The following is a 22,692-nucleotide window of genomic DNA, read 5'->3' as shown; positions in this document are numbered from 1 at the left end:
GATTCGATGGAGCAGGATCTGATGCGCATCCTCACCGGAGGATGGGTGGCGCAGGCGATCTTCGCCGCGGTGCGCCTGGGCGTCGCGGACGCGCTCGACGGGCGGCGCCTGGCCCCCGAGGAGATCGCCGAGGAGGTCGGCGCGCACCCGGACGCGCTGCACCGCCTGCTACGGCTGCTGGCCGGTGTGGGCCTGGCCGACGCCGACGGCGACAACAGGTACGGGCTGACCCCGATGGGGGCGCAGCTGCGCGGCGACGCGCTGGGCCCGCTGGCCACCCTCTACGGCGAGGACTATTTCGCCTCCGCCTGGGACGGCCTGGCACACGCGGTCCGCACCGGGGAGCCGGCGTTCGAGCACGTCCACGGCGAGCCCGTCTTCGCGCACCTGGCCGGCGACCCGGGCAAGGCGGCCGTCTTCAACCGGGGAATGGCGGCGGGCGCCTCGTTCTTCCGCGGCGTCCCCGACGCCTACGACTTCTCCGGCGCGCGCCGGGTGGTCGACCTGGCCGGCGGCACCGGCGCCCTGCTGGCCACGGTCCTGCGGAGCAGCCCCGCGGCGCGCGGCGTGCTGTTCGACGTGCCGGACGTGGTCGAGGCCGCGCCCGCGCACCTGGCGCGGATGGGCGTGCTGGACAGGTGCGAGCTGGTCGGCGGCGACCTGTTCGACGCCGTGCCGGAGGGCGGCGACGTCTACGTGCTCTCGCGCATCCTGCACGACTGGGACGACGAGCGCTGCGCCGTCCTGCTGGCCAACTGCGCCAAGGCGATGGAGCCGGGGGCCGAGCTGCTCGTCGTCGAACGCGTCGTCGGCCAGGACTCGTACCTGCCGCTCGCGTACGACCTGCACATGATGGTGATGACCGGGGGACGGGAGCGCACCGAGGCGGAGTACCGCGCGCTCCTGGAGGAGGCCGACCTGACCCCCGGCAGGCTGCTCGACCTGCCGCTCGGGATGCGGCTGCTCACCGCCACCCGCTGAAACCGGGCCGAACACCACGAAGGCGCCGGGCTCCTGAAGAGCCCGGCGCCTTCCGCGTGGCCTCAGCTCAGGACGAGCGCCTCCTCCCGCTCCCGCGCCGACTCGCCGATCACCTCGACGCTGCCCTTGCTGCCGTCGACGCGGATCCGGTCGCCGTCCCGCACCAGCATCGTGGCGTTCCTGGTCCCGACGACGGCGGGGATCCCCAGCTCACGGGCGACGATAGCGGCGTGCGACAGGGGAGCGCCGACGTCGGTGACGACCGCCGCCGCGCGCGGGAAGAGCAGCGTCCAGCCCACGTTCGTCACGGTCGTCACGAGGATCTCGCCCTCGCCCAGCCGGTCGCCCTCCGCCACCGACGCCAGCACCCGGGCGGTCCCCTCGACCACGCCGGCCGCGCCGGGGAAGCCGCTGATGGTCTGCGACGGGGGCGCCGCCGTGTCCTCGGCGTCGAACACGTCGCCGCGCCGGTGCGGGTCCGCGGCCCACCGCTCGGGGTCGAACCGGCCGCGGATGATGCCCGGGTACGGCGGCAGCGCCTTGTACAGCTCGTACGTGGCCCGCCGCCTGGCGACGTACGACAGCGGCCGGTTCCAGCCGCGCAGCACGCCCAGGATCTCCTCGACCGTCAGGAAGAACAGATCGTCGCCCTGCCCGGTCACCTCGCCGGCACGCAGGACGAAGTCGCGCACCATCCAGAAGCCGCGCATCATCTCCGACCGCGTCTCCTCACGGGAGCGGACGATCGCCTCCCAGCGGTCGATCTGGCGGCGGAACTTCTCGGCCTGCCTCGGGTGACGCTCGCGGAAGCGCCGCCAGGCCGCCGTGCTCGCCGCCTCCTGGCGTTCGAGCAGCTCGGTGGGGTCGACCGTGAGGGCGGCGAGCTGCTCGTCGATCCACGCCGGGTCCTCCACCGGCCGGGCGGCCGAGACCTCGAACTCGTCCGGGCAGCGGTGCCCGTACCTGCGGACGTACTCCTCGCGGGAGATCTCGCCGTGCTTGAGCCGGGCCAGCCCGAGCAGCGGGCCGAGGCTCTCCAGCCGGCCGTCCCTGGCCTGGATGCCGGACATCAGCACGGTGGCGTCCGCCTCCCCGACCAGCTTCGTCAGCCGGGCGCCGAGGTAGACCAGCGAGCCGGCGTCCTGGCGGGCCGCGGCGGCCAGCATGCGGTTGCACTCGTCGAACCTGGGCTCGATCTCGCTCTGCCAGAGCGCGACCAGGTCGTCGCTCTCGGCGATCATGGCGCGGAGCTCCTCCGTGCGGCGGGGCGCGTCTGCTATGTACTCGGGGATCCGCGCTACGAGCTTCTGGATCTCGCGCCGGCCGCCCGCCATCGGCCTGGCCGCCCTGAGGGTCTGCCAGCGCGACATCGGCAGCAGCGGGGTCCCCACTCCCTCCGGCAGCCTGCCGTAGATCGGCTCCTGGGAGTCCTTGATCTTCTTGGTCATGCCGAGCGCCTTGCCGAGTGAGGCGGTCAGGCTCATGTTCATGTAGACACGGCCGCCGATGTTCCCGCAGATGGGGTGGCCGCCGAGGTCGCCGACGACCATGATCTCGGAGATGAACGCCTGCACGAGCGACCAGGTGCACGGCGTCATGACGCTGGGGATGGCCTCGCCCAGGTTGCCGTTGGTCCACAGGTAGTCGCCCTGGAGCGAGTCGTTCCACACCTCGCGCTGGCCGGTGATCGGCCTGGCCTGGAGGATGTGCGGGCGCCCGTCGTGCAGGGCCCACTCGATGTCCATCGCGCGGCCGTACAGCTCCTCGATCGCCAGGCCCAGCTCTGCCAGCCGGGTCGCCTGCGCCGAGGTCAGGACCGGCTCGTCGCGCCTGGCGGGCGGGACGGGCTCCTCCCGGGTGCCGTCCGGGGTGCGCACGGTCATGACGGCCTTGGACGCGATGCGCTCCTCGACGACCGTGAGGCCGGCGCGGTCGACGGTGATCGTGTCGGGGGTGACGAGGCCGCCGACGACCGCCTCGCCCAGACCCCATGCGGCGTTGATGGTCAGCCGGTCGTGGGGGGAGACCCGGTCCTCGGTGAACAGCACGCCCGCCGCGTCGGCGGGTACGAGCTCCTGGACGACGACGGCGATGGCCACCTGGTCCCGCGGGATGTCGTGGCGGTCGCGGTAGGCGATCGCCCGGTCGGTCCAGAGCGAGGCCCAGCAGCGCCTGACCGCGTCCAGGAGCTGTTCGGCGCCGCGGATGTTGAGATAGCTGTCCTGCTGCCCGGCGAACGACATCCCCGGCAGGTCCTCCGCGGTCGCCGACGACCGGACGGCCACCGCGGCGTCCTCGCCCAGCGTGGCGTACGAGGCCAGAATGTCCTCGGCGATCTCCGGCGGGATCTCGCACCCGGCGAACAGCGCCTGGATCTCCTCGGCGTCCCCGGACAGGATCGCCTCGCGCAGACCATGGCGGGCCACGAAGTCGCGGTAGGCGCCGGTGGTGACGTGGAAACCCGCCGGCACGGGCAGCCGAGCCCTGGCCAGGCGCGCCAGGGACTCCCCCTTGCCGCCGACGATCTCCAGCTCGGCCCTCGGGTCGGCCAGGGCAAGCGTGTTCATGAGCTCATCTCCAAATCCTTCCGGACGATCTCCAGGAACCGATTCGGCGGCACGCGAAAGAATTCATCAGGGGAAAAGGAAATGCGGTGGCCACATTTGACACACCGCTTGACTCGTCGCGTCCGGGGCAGGAAAGGTGCCCTCGGGTAGAGATGGAACGGCCGCCTGTTCCACGGTACGAAGCGGCCGGAGGGGCGGCACACCCCTAGGCGCCCTTAATCAGCTGTCGGCGCCCGGCCTGAGCAGGCCCGTCTCGTAGGCGGCGGCGACGGCGGCCGCACGGTCGTTGACCTCGAGCTTGGCGAAGATGTGCAGCAGGTGCGTCTTCACGGTGGCCTCGGTGATGAACAGCCGCTTGGCCACGTCGCGGTTGGTGGCGCCCCGGGAGATGAGCGACAGGACCTCCAGCTCGCGGCGGCTGAGAGGCTGCTGGCGCGGCGCGCGCAGCTTCTGCGTCAGCACGCCGGCCACGGAAGGGGACAGCACGGTCTCGCCGCGCGCCGCCGCCTGCACGGCGCGGCGCAGCTCGGCGCGCGGGGTGTCCTTGAGCAGGTAGCCGGTCGCCCCCTCCTCGATGGCCGGCAGCACGTCCACGTCGTCGTCGAACGTGGTCAGCACGAGCACGCGGACGTCGGGCGCCTGCTCGCGCAGCCGGCGGATGAGCTCCGCGCCCTTCATCCTCGGCATGCGCAGGTCGGTGAGCACGACGTCGGGATTGGTGCGCTCCACCACGGCCAGCGCCTCGAACCCGTCACCCGCCTCCCCGACCACCTCGAACTCGTCGTCGGTGAAGATTCCGCGCAGCCCGTCGCGGACGACCGGATGATCGTCCACGATGATCAGCCGAATCGGCATGTCTCACCCGGCGTTTCTGGATCGGTCGGATGGCTCGAGGCCCGTTTCGGCGGGGATGGCGGGGACGGCGGCGGAGATGCCGGTGCCCTCGCCGGGGGCCGACTCGATCTGGAAGTCGCCCGCCAGCCTGGTCACGCGCTGGCGCATGGACAGGAGGCCGAAACCGCCTGCCTCGGAGGCGTGCGCGGCCGGCAGGCCCGGTGGCTCGGGGGCGAAACCGGCTCCGTCGTCGCGTACGTCCAGCACCACGACATCTTCCATGTACGACAGAGTGAGGGCAACTCGTCCGGCGGAAGCGTGCTTGGCGACATTCGCCAGCGCCTCCTGCGCCACCCGCAGCAGGGTGATCTCCACCTCCGCGTGCAGCGGCCGGGCCTCGCCCGTGACCTCCAGGGACGAGGCCACGCCGCTGGCCTGCGACCATTTGCCGGAGACGTCCTGGAGCGCGGCCGGCAGCTGCGACTCGGCCAGCGGCGCGGGGCGCAGGGCCTGCACCGACCGGCGGGCCTCCTTCAGGCTGTCCCTGGCCAGCATGCGAACCGTGTCAAGGCGGGCACGAGCCGCCTTGACGTCGTCGAGTGCCTCCTCGGCGGCCTCCACCTGGGTGACGATGGCGGCCAGACCCTGCGCGATCGTGTCGTGGATCTCCCTGGCCAGCCGCTGCCGCTCCCCGACCACTCCGGCCTCGCGGGCCTTGGTCAGCAGCTGGGCCTGCAGGTTCGCGTTCTCGGCCGCGAGGGCGGCCAGCCTCGCGCCGGTCTCCTGGAGCTGCGCGATCATCACCCTGCGGCTCTCGTTCTGGTCGGAGATGGTCTGGACGACCAGGCCGACCGCGGAGGCGACCAGCGCGGCCACCAGGAACGAGAAGAGCATCTGGGCCGGGCTCCGCCCGGCCTCCGGCCGCATCGAGACCAGCACCCCCGCGGTCGCGACCACCCCGGCGTAGGCCCACCAGCGGGGCAGCAGCGCGAAGGACTGGATGAACACCGCCGGGCCGGCCACCGTGAACACCGAGTCGATGCTGACCAGCGCCCCGATGGCGGCGAGCAGGACGGCGAAGTAGACGAGCGCGACGAGGTGGTGCTTGATCCACTCCGGGTGCGCGCCGACCATGAACCAGTGCCAGGCCATCGCGAACAGCGCCAGGACCAGCGTGTCCGGCCGCCAGTTCTGCAGCAGGGAGAAGCCTGCCGGAAGCAGGATGAACAGGTAGGGCAGATAGGGCCAGACCCGGTCCCATCGTGAAGGGCCGGGGCCGGTGGAGGTGACCACCGGCCCCGGCCCTTCACGGTCGACGCTGCTCACCACCGGAAGGCCTTGATGGCGACACCGCCGGCGACGAGGCAGATCCCGAGCATGACGGCCAGCGAGATCGGGGACATCGCGCTGCCCTCCCAGCCGGCGCGGATGGCCTGGACGGCGGGTGCCATGGGGGTCAGGTCACCGATCGCCCGCATCGAACCGCCCATGCTCTCCCGGGGGATGATGGCGCCGGAGATGAAGACCATCGGGAAGAACAGGCTCAGCCCGATCACGGTCGCGCCGCGGCCGGAGGGCACCACCGCGCCGAGCAGGAAGCCGATGGCGCTGAGGCTCAGCGCGGCGAGGAGCCACGCCACGACCACGCCGCCCACGTTGGCGGGGGCCGACGCGCCGTAGACGAAGAAGCCGATGGCCACCAGCAGCGCCGTGCCGAACACGGCCAGCAGCATGTGAGCGACCCACTGGGCGCCGAACAGCATGCCGGGCGAGGCCGGCGTGGCCCGCAGCCGCTTCAGCACCAGGCGCTCCCGGTACTGGGCGACCGTGGCCGGCAGGATGACCAGCGCGGCCATGCCGATGACGAACGTGGTCAGCATGGGCACGTTGGCGTCCGCCAGCGACAGCCCGCTGGGAAGGGACCCGCCGTTGCGCAGCTTGACCCAGAGCATGATCGCGGGGAAGGCCAGCGCGAAGAACGCCGACATGGGGTCCCGTGCGATCAGCTTGAGCTCGACCGCGATGACCTGAGTGATGCCTCTCATGCCGCCTGCCCTCCCGTAAGAGCGAAGTACGCGTCCTCGAGCGATTCGGTACGGCCCTGGGCCTTCAGCTCGCCCGGGGTGCCGTGGGTGATGACGCGGCCCTGGTCGATGATCGCCATGCGGTCGCACAGCGCCTGGGCCTCGTCCATGAAGTGGGTGACCAGCACGACGGTCACCCCGCGGTCGCGGATCTCGCGGACCAGGCCCCACGTCATGCGGCGGGCCGAGGGGTCCAGGCCGGTGGTGAGCTCGTCGAGGAAGACGACCTCCGGGTTGCCGACCAGGGCCAGCGCGATGAACAGGCGCTGCTTCCAACCGCCCGACAGGCTCCTGAAGCTGGAGCGCTGCCGCTCGGTCAGCCCCCACTCGTCCATGAGCGCCCTCCAGTCGGCGGGCTTCTCGTAGAAGGAGGCATACATCTTCAGCGCCTCGCCCACCTTGAGCGCGTCCGGCAGGGCCGCCTCCTGCAGCTGGACGCCAACGCGCGGAAGGAGCCGGCGCCGGTCGGTCTGCGGGTCGAGGCCCAGCACGCGCAGCACACCGCCGTCGCGGTGCCGCAGGCCCGCCATGCACTCCACGGTCGTGGTCTTGCCCGCGCCGTTGGGGCCGGCGATCCCGAAGATCTCGCCCTTTTCCACCTTCAGGGATACGCTCTCGAGAACCTGCTTGCCTCGGTAGCTCTTACTCATGCCCTCGATTTCGATGACTGTCATGTTTACAGAATCATCGGTGGCCGCGACTTCCGACATCCTCCGAACGGTTGATAGGGGGTCAGCTCCTTGATTTGGGGTCCGACCTGCGGCTTAGACGTTTGACCAGGTGAAACCCTAAATAGGGGTGTCGGTGGCGGAGCCGATCCCCAACCCTGATGGGTATGAGCGATACAGCGGTGCGGGTACGTGAGCTGCGCAAGCGATATGGCGACGTGGTCGCCATTGACGGCGTCGACCTGGACATCGCCAGGGGTGAGGTGTTCGCGCTCCTCGGCCCCAACGGCGCAGGCAAGACGACCACTGTTGAGATCCTCGAAGGGCACCGCCGCCGCGACGCCGGCGACATCAGCGTGCTCGGCGAGGACCCCGGCCAGGCCGGCAGGGCCTGGCGCGCCAGACTCGGCATCGTGCTGCAGTCGGCCACCGACGCCGCGGAGATGACCGTCCGGGAGATGGTGCACCACTACGCCACCTACTACCCGAGCCCGCGCGACCCCGACCACGTGATCGAGCTCGTCGGGCTCACTGGCAAGGCCGACGTCCGCACCCGCCACCTCTCCGGCGGCCAGCGACGCAGGGTCGACGTGGCGCTCGGCGTCGTGGGCAATCCCGAGCTGGTCTTCCTGGACGAGCCCACCACGGGCTTCGACCCCGTGGCGCGCCGCCAGTTCTGGGACCTGATCTCGCAGCTGGCCGACGAGGGCACCACCATCCTGCTGACCACGCACTACCTGGACGAGGCCGAGGCGCTGGCCGACCGGGTGGGAGTGATCGTGGGGGGCAAGGTCGTCGCGCTGGGGGAGCCGGCCACGCTGGCCGGCCGCGCGCAGGCGATGGCCACCGTCAGCTGGGCCGGCCCGGACGGGGAGCGCAGCGTGAAGACGGCGACGCCCACGCAGGTCGTCGCCGAGCTGGGCCGCCAGTTCGAGGGGGAGATCCCGGAGCTGGCCGTGACCCGGCCGACCCTCGAAGACATCTACCTCGGCCTGATCGGAGACCAGCCGTGACAACCACGATGTCGAGACCGACGACTCGCATCCCCGCCGCGAGCTCGGTGAGCCTGCCCGGCGCCTGGGGCCTGGCGCTCAAGCGCGGCGGGCTGGAGCTCAGAAGCTTCTTCCGCACCAAGAGCCAGTTCATCGTCATCTTCTCGCTTCCGGCGATCATGCTGATGCTGCTCGGCGCGATGCAGATCAACAAGCCGGCCATCGCCGGGATCACGGGCGCCCAGATCCTCACGGCCGGCATGATCGGCGCCGGCGTGATGGGCACGTCCTTCCAGAACCTGGGCATCAACATCGCCCTGGAACGCCATGACGGGACCTTGAAGAGGCTCTACGGCATGCCGCTGCCACGGATGGCGTATTTCGGCGGGAAGGTCATCCAGGTCCTGGTGTGCATGGTCGCCGAGGTCGCCATCTTGGTCACGGTGGGAGCGCTGCTGTTCGGCATCCAGGTGCCCACCTCTTTCGACCGGTGGCTGACGTTCACCTGGGTCCTGCTGTTGGGTGGTACGGCCTGCGCGCTGCTGGGCATCGCGGCCGGCAGCCTGCCGAAGTCGACGCGCGGGGCCAACGCGGTGATCACGCTGCCCTTCCTCATCGTGCAGTTCTGCTCCGGCGTCTTCATGCCCTTCTCCGACGTGCCGGGCGTTCTCCAGTTCTTCGCGTCGCTGTTCCCACTCAAGTGGATCACCCAGGGCATGCGCTCGGTGTTCCTGCCGGAACACGCGGCGGCGCTGGAGCCCTCCGGCTCGTGGCAGCTCCCGATGACCGCCCTCGTGCTCGGCGCCTGGTGCGTCGGCGCGCTGCTGCTGTGCCTGAAGACGTTCCGCTGGACGGCCAAGGACAGCTGACCTCGAATCCTCGTGACGGTGGCGGGTCGCCTGAACGCCACCGTCAATCGCATGCCCGGCCTCTGCGCCGGGCTTTCGCGTCGGTGGGGTCCTCACGCGCCGCCGCCGGGGCGGGGGCCGTTCACGCGCCTCGCGGTCGCGGGGAGAGGAGGGCGCGCGACGCGCCCGGTACCCGGCCGGAGATAGGGAATCGGGCGCGGCAGGAGTGGGCCGCGCCGTCCGGCCGGGTCAGGCCTTGGCGGGCTGGGCGGCGGGGCGCCTGTGCGCCGCGCGGTGGCGGCGGGTGGCGGGGCCGGAGGCCTTGACGATGGCGGTGACGATGAGGCCGTCCTGGGCCTTCCACGTGCCGGAGAAGCCCATCAGCTGCCGGCCCTCCACGTGCGGCCCGGTCACCAGGAGCCGGGCGGAGAACGTGCCCTGCACCGGGTTGAAGGTGAGGATCGCGTCCTCGAAGTCGAGCCACCGCTTCGCCAGCGGGAACCAGGCCTTGTAGACCGACTCCTTCGCCGAGAACAGCAGGCGGTCCCAGGCGACGTCCGGGTAGTCGGCGGCGAGCGCGCTCAGCGACTTGCGCTCCTCAGCCAGGGAGACCGCTTCCAGGACGCCGTACGACAGCGGCTGGTTGGGCTCGGCGTCGATGCCGATCGTGATGGTGTCGGTGCCGGGGCTGAGGACGGCGCCGCGGTAACCGGCGCAGTGGGTGATGCTGCCCACGAAGCCCGTCGGCCACTGAGGTTCACCGCGCACGCCCGGCAGGATGGGCTGCTCGGGCAGGCCGAGCAGCCCCATTGCGGTCCTGGCGCACATGCGTGCCGTGGCGAACTCCTTGCGCCGGCTCTCCACCGATCGGCTGATCACCTCTTCTTCCGCAGGGAAGAGCACCGCGTCGTGGTCGTCGAACGTGTCGACCGCCACCACCCACGGCGGGAGGATGCTCCCGATGAATGCATTGGTGTTCACAATTCCACGCTAGGCAGGGCCTTCGCGGAAGAAAATGTTCGGGCGCTTCTTCTCGGGCTCTCCGGAGACGGTTGCGGGGTGAACCTACCCCGGGAAGGGGGTCTGATTTATACAGATATATGGCGATTTAGGGTTAATTGTCGGATCGTGTCCGTGATGGTGTGATCAGTGAGGCGTCGATCGCCCGGTTGACGGCGTCGATGCGCGAGGCGGCCCCGAGCTTGACGAAGATGTTGCGCAGGTGGCGCTTCACCGTGGCTTCCGTGGTGTTGATGCGGGCGGCGATCTGCCGATTGCTGAGCGCCTGTGCGGCCAGCTCGAGGACCTCCCGCTCCTTGCTCGTCAGCACCTCGGACGGTGTGCTCTCCATCTGGGCGAGGCTCTCGCGGGAGACGGCGAGCACGACCCGTTCCGGCTCGTCGTGCACGCTGCGGATGGCCGACACCAGCTCGTGCCAGTGGACGCTCTTCAGCAGGTATCCGCGGATGCCGGCGGCCAGGAGCCGGTGCAGCAGCTGCGGTCCGTCGTACATGCTCAGGATGATGATCTGCGTGTTCGGTGACTGGATGCGCAGGCGGGTCACGGTGTCGGTGGCGGAGTCGCCGGGGATCTCCACGTCGAGCAGGAGAATGTCCGGCTTCTTGTCGGCCACCATCTTGAGCGCGCCGCTGGAGGTGCCGGCCTCGCCCACCACGACCAGCCCCTCCTGAGACTCCAGGATCTCCCTGAGGCCCTCGCGGAAGAGCGCGTGGTCGTCCACGATGGCCACTGTGGTCGGTTGCTCACTCCTGATCATCGGGTCGCCTCTGGATGGGCACCGCGAGGTCGACCCTTGCCCCCTTGCCGGGTTCGCTCACGATGTTGACCGTGCCGCCGAGCAGCTGGGTGCGTTCCCGGATGGAGGACAGGCCCAGGCTGCCCTTGGGCGCCTGCTGGCTCGGGTCGAAGCCGCAGCCGTCGTCGATCACGGAGGCGATCAGCTCGTGCGGCGCGACGTCGATCCTGATGAAGATGGTCGAAGGGTCTCCGTGGGTGAGCGCGTTGCGGGCCGCTTCGCGCAGGATGAGCAGGCACTCCTCGCTGACGATCGGGGGCGCCCAGCTCTGGTCGCCGTTGACGACGAGCTCGACCTGTACGTCGTCGGTCCCGATCACGTCCAGGTAGCCGAGCAGTCCCTTCTCTAGGGTCCTCCCGTCGGGAGGGTGGAGGTCGGAGGTCACCTGGCGCAGGCTGCACATCGTCTCCTGGATGGCCTGCTGCGCCATTTCCAGCTTGGCCAGCGCCTTGGCCGGCTCGGACGGCCGGTAGAGGTTCGACAGCTCCAGCTGGCGCTGGGCGACGCTGAGGCTGTGGCCGATGCGGTCGTGTAACTCCCTGGCGATCCGGCGGCGCTCGGCCATCTGCGCCTCGGTCACCTGGTTCAGCAAGAACCCGGTGTAGCTGCTTGATGCCTCTCTGATCCGCAGGGAGATGCTCTGTTCCAGAGCCGTCACCACAAGCCTGAGCAGCCTGGCCGCCTGGGTGTCGTCCTGAAGTCGGTGACTAAGAGTAGTGAATGCGGCGCGGAAGAAGACCGACGCGGCTAGGAGGGACTCTCTCGGGTGGATACCGGCGGACGCTCTGGACACGCCGATGTCCCAGGACAGGAAACGGGACGTCTCGTCGTCGAGCAAGCGGCCTGCTCGCAGCGTGCCGGCCATCTCCGTCAGGATCTCGCCCGCGTTAGCCATGACCTGGGCTTTCGTGTGCTGATCCCTGATCAGTACGCTGCCGATCGAGGCCAGTCCCTGCTCGTACCTGCTCAGTATGTCGGCTCGACACTCCTCGATAAGATTCGCCGTCCCCGTGGCATCATGCTCGCCCCTTTGCGCAATTTCTCCCACCATGTCCCCTTGGAAATGCACGAATGCTTACATCTTGGGTCAACACTGATGAGTAGGCAACTGTATGAACATAGGCCCCGATGCGCCGCGGGCTGCGCTCCGGGCCCGCGAGCCCTGTGACCAGTGGGAACGCCTGCGACGTAGGAATGTCAATATTTCGTGACTTAGGGTGCCCTATCTCGTGGCGGCTCGGCGGGGGCCTCCAGGGCCGGGGAGGCGGGGTCGATCTTGTGCTCACCGTCCAATAGGGGTCGTTTGTGAGATGTGAAGCTGCCGCGGTCGGTAAGGCCCAGATCGACATGAGCACGGCTCGCATTGGCGCTGCTCGGCCAACGTTTACGCGCGGGTAATAAATGATTCAAGCGCTTCGCCGGGACGGCCGGGCCCCGGCCCACCCCTGGACCGCGGGGTCGCGGACGGTGGCCCAGGGCCTGGTGCCGCACCGAGGCGCCGCACCGAGTCGACCGCCCGGCCGATCGACTCGGACCACCCGTTGGTCCGAAAGTTGGAGACGGACTGGTCCGTGTGGAGCGGCGGGCGTTATTAAGGATAAGCCATATTGTGGGCACCCCGAACTGGCACCTAACGTGATGACCGTCAACCCATAACCGGATACGGAAGAGGTTGAGGGTCATGCGGCAAGTCCGACGGATCGTGAATTCGAAACCGAAAAAAGAGCTGAATGGCTCCTTGGACCTCAGAACCCCTTCCGGCCGGAAATTGCCTTTCTAAAAGGGGTGTCCAACATGGGGCTGTACGAAAGAGACACCGCCATGGCCTCCATGCAAGGTCTCCTCACCGAGGCCGTGGGCGGCAAGGGCCGGGTCGCAATGGTGACGGGAGTCGTTGCGACGGGCAAGAGCGACCTCCTGCACGCCTTCGCCGAGCAGGCTCTGGAGCACGGCGCGCTGCCGCTGGTGGCCTCCGCCACCCGGGCGGAGAGCGACCTGCCGCTGGGCGTGCTCGGCCAGCTCTTCCAGAACGCGCCGCTACAGGAAGACGTACGCGCGCTCGCGGCGGACCTGCTGCGAGAGGGCGCGCAGATGGCCTCCCCCGCGAAGGGGGAGAGCTTTGAACAGGTGGACGCCCAGATCGTCCACTCGTTGTCCGCGGTGCTGCTCTCGCTCGCCGAGCGCCACCCGCTGGTGATCGTCGTCGACGACGTCCACCTCGCCGACAGGGCCTCGCTGCTCTGCCTGTCCTACCTCGTCCGCAGGGCCAGATACTCCCCGCTCATGGCGGTGTTCGGCCAGACCGACTACCGGCCGCACACCCACGGCTTCTTCGCCACCGAGATGCTGCGCCAGCCGCACTGCACGGCCGTAAGGCTGGCGCCGCTGTCGTACGACGCGGTGGTGAGCATGGCGGCCGAGCACCTGGGCGAGGCGGCGGCCGAAGCCGTCGCACCGGACTGGTACGCGCTGAGCGGCGGCAACCCGCTCCTGCTCAGGGGCCTGATCGAGGACTTCGGGACGAGCGGCGGCGCCCCCGCCGAGCGTTACGGCGAGGCCGTGCTGTCCTGCCTGCACCGGGCCGACCCCGCGCTCCTGCAGGTCGCCGGCTGGCTCGCGGTGCTGGACGACCCGGAGCTCCTGCAGCGCCTGGTCGACGCGGACGGCACGACGGTCGCCCAGGCCACCCGCTGGCTGGAGACCGCCGGCCTGCTGGAGTCGGGCCACTACCGGGCCGAGATCGCCAGGGAGACGGTGCTGGCCGAGCTGGGCGACGAGACGCGGCGCAGCGTGCACCGCAGGGCCGCCGAGCTGCTGCACCTGGAGGCGGCCGACGACGTCGCGATAGCCGAGCACCTGGTCGGCGCCGACGCCACCGACCTGCCGTGGGCCGTCCCCGTGCTGGAGGCCGCGGCGCTGCACCGGCTGGACGACGGGTTCGTGGACGAGGCCGTCGACTATCTCAAGCTCGCCTGGCGCTGCTGCACGGACGAGCGGCGGCGTACGACCATCGCCACGCTCCTGATGCGCGCGGAGTGGCGCATCAACCCCAGCACCCCGGCCGAGCACATCGCCGAGCTGACCGACGCCCTGCACAACGGCACCCTGCGCGGCAGCGACGCGGTCGTGCTGGCCAGGGCACTGCTCTGGCACGGCAAGGTGGACGACGCCTGCCAGGTGCTCGAGCACCTGAAGGAGAGCGGCGACACCGAGCCGCAGACCGTGGCCGAGCTCGTCGGCACCCGGTTGTGGCTGCGCGCCTCGGCGCCGCCGTTGCTCGCCCACGTCAACAGGGCGACCACCGAGCAGAACAAGGAGGCCGTCCTACCGGTGCGGGTGAGCCGGCGGCTGGAGGCGATCAACGCTCTGACCTCGGTGCTCACCCGCGGTCCCCGCGAGCGCACCCTGGCCACGGTGGAGCGGATCCTGCACAGCTCCCGCCTGGACGAGATGTCCATGGACACGGTGGAGAGCTCGCTGCTCGCGCTCACCTACGGCGGCTGGCCGGACAAGGCGGCGCCGTGGTGCGACGCCTTCATCGAGGAGGCGCAGTCCCGCAGCGCGCCGGCCCGCCGGGCCCGGCTCACCGCGATCCGCGCCGAGATCGCCATGCGGCGCGGCGATCTGGAGACCGCGGCCTCGTCCGCGCGCCTGGCCCTGGAGCTCATCCCGCCGGCCAGCTGGGGGGTGACCGTGGGTTCACCGCTGGCCAACCTGATGCTGGCCAGCACGGCCATGGGGCAGTACGACCAGGCGCTCGCCCAGGTCAACACCGCGGTCCCGGAGGCCATGCTGCGCACCCGCTTCGGACTGCACTACCTGCACGCCCGCGGGCGCTACCACCTGGCCGTGGACCATCCGGCGGCGGCGCTGCGGGACTTCCGCTTCTGCGGCGAGCTCATGGGCGAGTGGGAGATGGACACGCCGGGCTTCATCGCCTGGCGTGCCGACGCGGCCGAGGCGCTCATCCGGATGGGCGAGCATGACGAGGCCCGTTCCCTGGTCGAGGAGCAGTTGTCGCGCTGCGGCCCCATGGCCTCCCGTACGCAAGGGATCGCGCTGCGCCTGCTGGCCGCCACGAGCGAGCTCCGGCACCGGCCCATGCTGCTGCGGCAGTCCACGGACCGGCTGCAGGCCTGCGGCGACCGCTACGAGCTGGCCCGGTCGCTGTTCGAGCTCACCGAGGCGTTCCACAGCGTCGGGGAGTTCCGCAGGGCGGGCATCATCGCCAGCCGTACGCGCATCCTCGCGCAGGAGTGCGGCGCCCAGCCGCTGAGCCAGGCGCTGGCCGGTGACGGCTCCTCCGCCGGCGACGGGCAGAGCGCGGAGATCAGCAAGGTCGTGGCGATCCTCAGCGACGCCGAGCGCCGGGTCGCCGGCCTGGCCTCGGTCGGCTACACCAACCGGGAGATCGCGGCCAAGCTGTTCATCACGGTGAGCACGGTGGAACAGCACTTGACGCGCATCTATCGCAAGCTCGGAATCACTCAGAGATCGGATCTTCCCACCGATCTGGAGCTGAGCCCGACCGTCCGCTAACCCCTCCCAGATCCTGCCCACCGCGCGGAGTCCGCGCGGTGGGCAGCGCCATTAACTGGGTGTATAACTGATCGTTGCGTTCTGTGTCAGGCGGCTTAAACGGGAAAGATTCTCCCCTTATTCATCCGCCCACAGGGGGGATAGGGGTTGTGGCACAATCGCGGCCCACAGATCGTATGTATAACGTGACGGCCAAATGGAGGGGAGTGTCGTGGACAGCAGAAGGCTGGGCGATGCGGGGCTGATCACCTCGTGTCTGGGCTTCGGGTGTCTGGCCCTCTCAGGCGTGTACGGCGACGTGGACCGCTCGGAGTCCCTGGCGTTGATCCACTACGTTCTCGACGTGGGCGTGACGCTGCTCGACATGTCCGACGACCAGGCCGACGGGGAGGTCGAGCGGCTCGTCGGCGAGGCCGTCCGCCCCTGGCGCGAGGACGTGCTCCTGGCGACGCGGACCGTCCGGCGCGGCACCGGCTGCGGCGAGCTGGCGCAGTCGTGCGACGCCTCGCTGAAGCGCCTGGGCGTCGACTACGTCGACCTCTACATCGCGAGCCACGAGGAGCCGTCCGTACCGGTCGAGGAGACCGCCCACCAGCTGGCGGACCTGGTGACCGCGGGCAAGGCCCGCCACGTCGGCCTGTCGGGAGTGACGGGGGAGGAGCTCCGCCGGGCGCACGCGGTCCATCCGATGGCCGCCCTGGCGATGGAATACTCCCTTTGGCACCGTACGGTCGAGCTCGACCAGCTGCCGGTGGCGCGCGAGCTCGGGATCGGCGTGCTGGCCGGACGGCCGCTGGGCCGCGGCTTCCTGACCGGGCGCAGCCTGTCGGCCTCGCGGCTCGGCCCGGCCGACCCTCGCCGGGCGGATCCCCGGTTCTCGCCGCACAACCTCCCGCGCAACGGCGCGATGCTCCGGCGGCTGCAGGCCGAGGCGGCGAACATGGACGTCAGCACGGGCCGCCTGGCCCTGGCCTGGTTGCTGTCGCGGGGGCCGGACGTGGTGCCGGTGCCCAGCACGCGCGACCCGGTCCACTTGGAGATGAACGTGGGTTCTGTCAGGCTCCTGCTGACCGAGACGGTGTGCCGGCGGGTGGAGGAGGCCTTCCCGCCCGGCTCGACCGGCGCGGACTGCGCGCTCTGATCGGCCGGTCCGCCTGTCAGATGAGGAGGAGCGGCAGGATCGCCAGGCCGTGCAGCGCGTACTGGGTGGCCATGAAGGCGCCGTACGGCTCGCGGCGGCGGCCCTTGAAGCACAGGACCGTGATGACCAGTGCCCCGCCGATCATGGCGAGCGCGGACGGCCACAGCGGGAGCTTCAGCAGCAGGACGGCCGCGGCGAAGGCCAGCGCCAGCCCGATCGCCGTGCAGCAGATCGTCAGCCGCAGGACGCGCTCGCCGTGCATGACCGCGAAGGTCATCCGCCCGGCGCGGGCGTCGCCCTCGATGTCGGGCAGGTCCTTGGTCGTCGAGCCCACGAGAGCGGTCCACAGCGACGCGGCGAGCACGAAGACGACCAGCATCAGCGAGCTCCTGATCTCGCTCGCGTAGGAGAAGGCGCCCCCGTAGTAGGTGAGCAGGGTGGCCACGCCTCCGGTCAGGACCGTGCCGCCGGAGCTGCGCTTGAGCGGGAACGGCGGGCCCGAGTAGAGGTAGCCGAGCGTCAGCACGACGGCGAGCATGCCGCCCATCAGCGGCGCGAGCGCGAAGCCGGCCGCGAGCGACAGCAGGGCCGCCCCGATCGCGACCGCGCTGGCGAAGCCCGGCGGCAGGTCGCCGCGGACGATGGGCCTGCGTGAGCCGTTGAGCCGGTCCTCCGGCACGTCCATGACGCCGTTGAAGAGGTAGACAGCGAAGATCATCATCACCCATGCCGCGGCGCCCCAGACCGTTCTGCCCAGATGGCCGTCGTCGCCGGCGACCGAGGCGCACAGCGCCGTGCCGGTGAGGAAGCGCAGCAGGAAGATGAACTGCACTGTAGGCCGCGCCTCCGCGAAGCACAGACCGCCTCGCCGGATCGCCGGTTCGATAGTCGCCATGATCGGAGTGTGCAGGGCCGGCAGGGGCCGGAGAAGGGGGGTGCGTCGAAAGATACCGGGGGCGCGTACTCTCGATACCCCTGCGGAATCCCTTGGTCAGGACCGGCACTCTCATGATCCCCGACCTGTTCGCGGGCCAGTCGCCGCTTGTACGTTGAGTGCGGAGATCTCCTAGAGCCACACCATGAGACCTGCGAAGGAGATTCACGATGGCCCCGACCCGTCCCGTCGAGCGCTATTCGAACTTCACCCCGCTGGCCCTGCCCGACCGTACCTGGCCGGACAAGAGGATCGTGGCGGCGCCCCGCTGGCTGTCGACGGACCTCCGCGACGGGAACCAGTCGCTGGCCAACCCGATGTCGCCGGCCCGGAAGCTGCGGATGTTCGAGCTGCTCGTCGACCTCGGCTACAAGGAGATCGAAGTCGGATTCCCCGTGGCCAGCCAGGACGACTACGACTTCGTCCGGATGCTCATCGAGCAGGACCGCATCCCGGACGACGTATGGATCTCGGTGCTCGTACCGGCGCGGGACGAGCTGATCGAGCGCTCGGTCACTGCGCTGGCCGGTGCCCCCCGCGCCACCTTCCACCTCTACAACGCGACCGCGCCGTTGTTCCGGCGCGTGGTGTTCAACATGGACCGCGCCCAGTGCAAGGACCTGGCCGTGCAGGGCACCCGGCTGATGATGAAGTACGCCGAGCGGGACCTGGCGGACTGCGACCTGCGCTACCAGTACTCGCCCGAGCTGTTCAACGAGACCGAGGCGGACTTCGCCCTCGAGGTCTGCGAGGCGGTCATGGACGTGTGGGAGACCGGCCCCGGCCGCCCGATCATCCTGAACTTCCCCACCACCGTCGAGCGCTCCCTGCCCTCGGTGTTCGCCGACCAGATCGAATGGCTGGACCGCAACCTCTCCCGCAGGGAGCACGTCTGCCTGTCCATCCACCCGCACAACGACCGCGGCACGGGGGTGGCCGCGTCCGAGCTGGCGCTGCTGGCCGGGGCCGAGCGCATCGAGGGGTGCCTGTTCGGCAACGGCGAGCGGGCGGGCAACGTCTGCCTGGTGACGCTCGGCATGAACATGTTCACCCACGGGGTGGACCCGGGGATCGACTTCTCCGACATCGACCGGATCCGCGACACCGTCGAGCTCTGCAACGAGATCCCCGTGCACCCCCGGCACCCTTACGGCGGCGAGCTCGTGTACACCGCCTTCTCCGGTTCGCACCAGGACGCGATCAAGAAGGGCTTCGACGACCTGGAGCGGGCCGCCGGCGAGAGCGGCGTCGAGGTCGACGAGATGCCGTGGAGCATGCCGTACCTGCCGGTGGACCCCAAGGACGTCGGGCGCACGTACGAGGCGATCGTGCGGATCAACAGCCAGTCGGGCAAGGGCGGCATCGCGTACGTCATGAGCGCCTGGCACGGGATGCGGCTGCCCCGCGAGCTGCAGCGGGAGTTCGCCGGGCTGGTCCAGGCCCGGGCGGAGGCACGGGGCAGCGAGCTGACGCCCGACGAGATCTGGGCGCTGTTCGAGCAGGAGTACCTCACCGGCCAGGCCCGGACCGACACCTTGGGGCGGGGCGACCGGATCACCGCGACGCTCCACATGGACGGCCAGCAGGAGCAGGCCGTGCGGGCCATCGGCGCCACGATGGCGCCCTGGGGCGTCGACGTGCGGGCGGTGCACCGGGCCGACGGCACCGAGCGCGTCACGAGCATGAAGACGACGGTCTACGCCGAGTGCAAGGTGGACGGTACGACGGTCTGGGGCGTGGGCGTGGACACCAACGTGGTCGACGCGACCCTGGCCGCGGTCGGCTCGGCCGCCAGGCGGAGCGGCCGGACGGGGGTCACGCTCGCGAACGCCAGCTGATGCCGGAGGACACGCCGACGGCCGCCGAAAGGCGGCCGTCGCGGCGTTTTTACGTGAAAAGCAAGAACGAGAGCCACCGTCCATTTGATTTAGGGCGGTGGCTCTCGTTCTGCTGGGGGCTTCGCAAAAGGGGAAGTGCGTCTAGATCAATGCCTCACCTCTCCGGCGGGATAAACATCCGGCAAACCCGACTACTCATATTGAATCGCCGGTCCGGCTGTTTTCCCACCCCTAGCGAACCCTTAGGCGGGCACCTGTCACTCGGCAATGGCCGTCCGCATGATCCAGTGGTACGCGGGCACCTCCTGCCCGTCCACGCGCGTGCGCTCGCCATTGTGGAGAAAGTGCTCGTACCCGCTGCCGAAAGGCAGTTTGATCTTCTCGCAGAACTTCGCGAGGGTCACGATCCGCTGCTCGGCCGGGAGGTGGTTCGGTCCGCCGACGAGCATTACCTTGATGTTCGACATGGTCTCCTCGATTCAGAGCGGGATATTGGAGTGGCAGCCGCGGTCCTGCGGTGCCGATGCCAGTGCTTCCGCCAGCCGGAGCCGGGTCTCGAGAGGCGAGACGACCGCGTCGACCACGCCGAGCGACATCGCCCGCTCGACCCCGCCGGCCGTCCGCCGATGCTCTTCCACCAGTCGCGCGTGCAGGTCCGCCTGCTCGGACTCGGGCACCGCGGCCAGTCGCTTGCGGTGCAGGATGCCGACCGCCGCCTCGGCCCCCATGACCGCCACCTCCGCGTCGGGCCAGGCGTACACCGCGGTCGCGCCCAGCGACCTGGAGTTCATGGCGATGTAGGCGCCGCCGTACGACTTGCGGGTGATGAGCGTGACGCGGGGGACGACCGACTCGGCGAAGGCGTGCAGGAGCTTGGCGCCCCGCCTGACCACCCCGCCCCACTCCTGCTGGACGCCGGGCAGGTAGCCGGGCACGTCGACGACGACCACGAGCGGGACGCCGAGCGAGTCGCACATCCGCACGAAACGCGAGGCCTTCTCCGCCGAGAGCGAGTCGAGGCAGCCGCCCTTGCGCAGCGGGTTGTTGGCGATCACGCCCACGGCCCGCCCGCCCAGCCGGCCGAGCCCGATCACCATGTTGGGGGCCCAGCGGGGCTGGAACTCCAGGAACTCCGGGTCCAGGAGCTCGCGGAGGACCGGCCGGACGTCATAGGCGCGGCGCGGCTGCTCGGGGAGGAGGGCCCGCAGGTCGCGCGGCTCGCTCAGCGCGGCGAAGTCGAACCGGCCGGGCCGGGTGAAGAACCCCGTCAGCAGGCGGGCCCGGTCGTAGGCCGCCTGCTCGGAGTCGACCGTGATGTGCGCGACCCCCGATTTGGGGCCGTGCGCCTCCGGGCCGCCGAGGCCCGCCATGTCGATCTCCTCGCCGGTGACGCTGCGGACGACGTCGGGCCCGGTGATGAAGACCCGCGCGACGTCCGACATGATGATCACGTCGGTCAGCGCGGGCCCGTAGGCGGCCGCGCCCGCGGCCGGTCCGAGGACTACCGAGATCTGCGGGATCAGGCCGGAGGCCGCGGTCATGGCGGCGAACATGCGGCCGACGCCGTCCATCGACTCCACGCCGTCGGCCAGCCGGGCACCGCCGGAATGCCACAGGCCGATCACCGGGCAGCGCCGGCGGACGGCCAGCTGGATGGCCTCGACGATGCGATTCGCGCCTGCCCAGCCCAGCGCGCCGCCCATGCGCGTCGCGTCCGTGCAGTAGGCGATGACCGGCGAGCCGTCGATCAGACCGTGTACGGCCTGCACGCCGCTCTCTTCGTCGCCGGGCATCGGCACCATGGAGCCGGGATCCAGGAGCCGCGAGAGGCGTGCCGATGGCGTCCGCGGATCGAGTGGTGCTTCCGTGGGAAAAGCGGTCAGGACCGTCATCGTTGTCCTTTCGCAGGTATCTGTCCTTCGAATTTCCCGACCGACCCCTATCCCGGACAACCCCTACTGCCTCGTACCTCTTACCAGGGGGTGGCTCCGATATAGGGGGGACATGGGGTAACCGGGAATGGCCGCCCGTGTGACACTCGAGCTGTGTTGTTAATCACATCGACGTAGCGGACGGGGCCGCGCAGAAAGGCATGGACGTCATGAAACGTGCACAGCTCAAAAAGGCGCGCCCGGCGCGTACCACGGTGTGGAACGAGGTGCCTGACTTACGCACCCCGTCCGGCCGGATGCTGCGGTTCTAGGAGCTCCGGATGACGACCGAAATCACCGCGCCGGCCATCAGCCTCGCCACGCTTCTCGACCAGGACCCGGCTTTCCGCCTGCACGAGGGCGGCAAATTGGAGACGCGCCCGTCGGTGCCGGTGCGTGACGCCGGCGACCTGGCGCTCGCGTACACGCCGGGGGTGGCCCGCGTGTGCACGGCCATCGCCGAGCGGCCGGAGTTGGCCGACGACTACACCTGGCGGTCCAACGTGGTCGCCGTGGTCACCGACGGCACCGCCGTGCTCGGGCTCGGCGACATCGGCCCCACCGCGGCCATGCCGGTCATGGAGGGCAAGTCGCTGCTGTTCAAGCAGTTCGGTGGCGTGGACTCGGTGCCCATCTGCCTCGACTGCACGGACGTCGACGAGCTGGTGGAGACGATCGCCCGGATGGCCCCGTCCTTCGGCGGCATCAACCTCGAGGACATCAGCGCCCCGCGCTGCTTCGAGGTGGAGCGCCGGCTGAAGGAGCGGCTGGGCATCCCGGTCTTCCACGACGACCAGCACGGCACGGCGATCGTGGTGCTGGCCGCGCTGCGTAACGCGGCCCGGCTGACCGGGCGGCGGCTGTGGGACCTGCGGGCCGTAGTGGCTGGCGCGGGCGCCTCCGGGCTCGCGGTCACGAGCATGCTGCTCAAGGCCGGCATCTCCGAGGTCATCGTGTCCGACAGCAAAGGTGTGATCCACCAGGGCCGTGGCGACCTCAACACGTACAAGGCCCTGATCGCGACCTGCACGAACCAGTCGGGCCACACCGGCACGACCGAGGAGGCCATGGCCGGGGCGGACGTCTTCATCGGCCTGTCGGGCTCGACGATCAGCGAGCGGGCCATCGCGTCGATGGCCCCGGGCTCCATCGTGTTCGCCCTGTCCAACCCCGAGCCGGAGATCCACCCGGGGATCGCGCTGGAGCACGCCGCCATCGTGGCCACCGGGCGCAGCGACTTCCCCAACCAGATCAACAACGTGCTCGCCTTCCCCGGCGTGTTCAGGGGCGCCCTGTCGGCGCGGGCCGTGGAGATCACCGAGAACATGAAGATGGCCGCCGCGCACGCCCTGTCCGGCGTGATCGAGGAGGAGCTGTCGGCGGAGCGGATCATCCCGGAGCCGTTCGACCCCCGGGTGGTGCCCGCGGTCGCCGCGGCGGTGGCCGACCAGGCCCGCCGCGACGGCGTGGCCCGCCTGCGCGGCCTCTGAGGCGCACCGGCCGGGGCGCCCGGCTCCGC

The 22,692-nt window shown here is 70.1% G+C and carries 18 protein-coding genes; 7 read left to right on the top strand and 11 right to left on the bottom strand.

The features are described 5' to 3' along the window. Nucleotides 1–6 precede the first annotated feature (6 nt). The gene (locus ABZX61_RS30455) at nt 7–981 is read left to right on the top strand and encodes a methyltransferase (RefSeq protein ID WP_355199587.1); all 975 of its coding nucleotides are present in this window, start codon (nt 7–9) and stop codon (nt 979–981) included. 62 nt (nt 982–1,043) lie between these two features. On the opposite strand, the gene ABZX61_RS30450 is transcribed toward ABZX61_RS30455, so the two are convergent. The 5 genes from ABZX61_RS30450 to ABZX61_RS30430 all read right to left on the bottom strand — a co-directional run bounded on the left by ABZX61_RS30450 (nt 1,044) and on the right by ABZX61_RS30430 (nt 7,140). Continuing rightward, nucleotides 1,044–3,548, bottom strand: a complete 2,505-nt coding sequence (locus tag ABZX61_RS30450; RefSeq protein WP_355199586.1) for a PEP/pyruvate-binding domain-containing protein — start codon at nt 3,546–3,548, stop codon at nt 1,044–1,046. 219 nt (nt 3,549–3,767) lie between these two features. After that, on the bottom strand, nt 3,768–4,403 hold the full coding sequence (locus ABZX61_RS30445) for a response regulator transcription factor (RefSeq protein ID WP_185067987.1): 636 nt from the start codon (nt 4,401–4,403) through the stop codon (nt 3,768–3,770). Nucleotides 4,404–4,406: 3 nt separating this feature from the next. Further along, nucleotides 4,407–5,708: a sensor histidine kinase gene (locus ABZX61_RS30440; RefSeq protein ID WP_355199585.1), complete on the bottom strand. Its 1,302-nt coding sequence runs from the start codon at nt 5,706–5,708 to the stop codon at nt 4,407–4,409. Continuing rightward, on the bottom strand, nt 5,705–6,427 hold the full coding sequence (locus ABZX61_RS30435; protein WP_350728280.1) for an ABC transporter permease: 723 nt from the start codon (nt 6,425–6,427) through the stop codon (nt 5,705–5,707). Before ABZX61_RS30435 ends, ABZX61_RS30440 begins: the two co-directional genes overlap by 4 nt. Continuing rightward, a complete protein-coding gene (locus ABZX61_RS30430) occupies nt 6,424–7,140 on the bottom strand; it encodes an ABC transporter ATP-binding protein (RefSeq protein WP_355199584.1) in 717 nt (238 codons plus the stop codon). The genes ABZX61_RS30435 and ABZX61_RS30430 overlap by 4 nt, the downstream gene beginning before the upstream one ends. A 161-nt stretch (nt 7,141–7,301) precedes the next feature. Between ABZX61_RS30430 and ABZX61_RS30425 the strand changes: the two genes are divergently transcribed. Next, entirely contained in the window at nt 7,302–8,147 is an 846-nt protein-coding gene (locus tag ABZX61_RS30425; protein WP_350728278.1) for an ABC transporter ATP-binding protein, read from the top strand. Continuing rightward, nucleotides 8,144–8,995: an ABC transporter permease gene (locus ABZX61_RS30420; RefSeq protein ID WP_355199583.1), complete on the top strand. Its 852-nt coding sequence runs from the start codon at nt 8,144–8,146 to the stop codon at nt 8,993–8,995. Before ABZX61_RS30425 ends, ABZX61_RS30420 begins: the two co-directional genes overlap by 4 nt. Before the next feature lie 228 nt (nt 8,996–9,223). On the opposite strand, the gene ABZX61_RS30415 is transcribed toward ABZX61_RS30420, so the two are convergent. From ABZX61_RS30415 to ABZX61_RS30405, 3 genes are all read right to left on the bottom strand, one after another. Next, the gene (locus tag ABZX61_RS30415; RefSeq protein ID WP_355199582.1) at nt 9,224–9,955 is read right to left on the bottom strand and encodes a 4'-phosphopantetheinyl transferase superfamily protein; all 732 of its coding nucleotides are present in this window, start codon (nt 9,953–9,955) and stop codon (nt 9,224–9,226) included. Nucleotides 9,956–10,088: 133 nt separating this feature from the next. Continuing rightward, nucleotides 10,089–10,751 carry a response regulator transcription factor gene (locus ABZX61_RS30410; RefSeq protein ID WP_355199581.1) on the bottom strand — a complete coding sequence of 221 codons (663 nt, stop codon included), beginning with the start codon at nt 10,749–10,751 and terminating at the stop codon, nt 10,089–10,091. After that, on the bottom strand, nt 10,738–11,685 hold the full coding sequence (locus ABZX61_RS30405) for a sensor histidine kinase (protein ID WP_355199580.1): 948 nt from the start codon (nt 11,683–11,685) through the stop codon (nt 10,738–10,740). Before ABZX61_RS30405 ends, ABZX61_RS30410 begins: the two co-directional genes overlap by 14 nt. Nucleotides 11,686–12,584: 899 nt before the next feature. On the opposite strand from ABZX61_RS30405, the gene ABZX61_RS30400 reads away from it, so the two are divergent. Continuing rightward, nucleotides 12,585–15,329, top strand: coding sequence for an AAA family ATPase (locus ABZX61_RS30400; RefSeq protein WP_355199579.1), 2,745 nt, complete (start codon nt 12,585–12,587; stop codon nt 15,327–15,329). 211 nt (nt 15,330–15,540) lie between these two features. Further along, complete coding sequence (locus tag ABZX61_RS30395; RefSeq protein ID WP_355199578.1) at nt 15,541–16,470, top strand: aldo/keto reductase; 930 nt, start codon at nt 15,541–15,543, stop codon at nt 16,468–16,470. A gap of 16 nt (nt 16,471–16,486) precedes the next feature. Here the strand turns inward: ABZX61_RS30395 and ABZX61_RS30390 are convergent, their stop codons facing one another. Then, on the bottom strand, nt 16,487–17,365 hold the full coding sequence (locus ABZX61_RS30390) for a UbiA family prenyltransferase (protein ID WP_350728271.1): 879 nt from the start codon (nt 17,363–17,365) through the stop codon (nt 16,487–16,489). 209 nt (nt 17,366–17,574) lie between these two features. On the opposite strand from ABZX61_RS30390, the gene ABZX61_RS30385 reads away from it, so the two are divergent. Further along, entirely contained in the window at nt 17,575–19,242 is a 1,668-nt protein-coding gene (locus ABZX61_RS30385; RefSeq protein WP_350728270.1) for a 2-isopropylmalate synthase, read from the top strand. A 257-nt stretch (nt 19,243–19,499) separates the two neighbouring features. Here ABZX61_RS30385 and ABZX61_RS30380 read toward each other — a convergent pair whose 3' ends face one another. Together ABZX61_RS30380 and ABZX61_RS30375 are read right to left on the bottom strand one after the other, a co-directional pair. Further along, nucleotides 19,500–19,709, bottom strand: coding sequence for a DUF5988 family protein (locus ABZX61_RS30380; protein ID WP_350728269.1), 210 nt, complete (start codon nt 19,707–19,709; stop codon nt 19,500–19,502). A 12-nt stretch (nt 19,710–19,721) separates the two neighbouring features. Further along, a complete protein-coding gene (locus tag ABZX61_RS30375; RefSeq protein WP_350728268.1) occupies nt 19,722–21,134 on the bottom strand; it encodes a carboxyl transferase domain-containing protein in 1,413 nt (470 codons plus the stop codon). A 320-nt stretch (nt 21,135–21,454) separates the two neighbouring features. On the opposite strand from ABZX61_RS30375, the gene ABZX61_RS30370 reads away from it, so the two are divergent. Next, nucleotides 21,455–22,663 carry an NADP-dependent malic enzyme gene (locus ABZX61_RS30370; RefSeq protein WP_355199577.1) on the top strand — a complete coding sequence of 403 codons (1,209 nt, stop codon included), beginning with the start codon at nt 21,455–21,457 and terminating at the stop codon, nt 22,661–22,663. Nucleotides 22,664–22,692 lie beyond the last annotated feature (29 nt).

The organism is Nonomuraea sp. NPDC003709, assembly GCF_040610775.1.
GTDB classification, from domain to species: domain Bacteria; phylum Actinomycetota; class Actinomycetes; order Streptosporangiales; family Streptosporangiaceae; genus Nonomuraea; species Nonomuraea angiospora_A.
The sequence above is the reverse complement of the archived record's forward strand: the minus strand, read 5'-3'. Positions and strand labels throughout refer to the sequence as shown.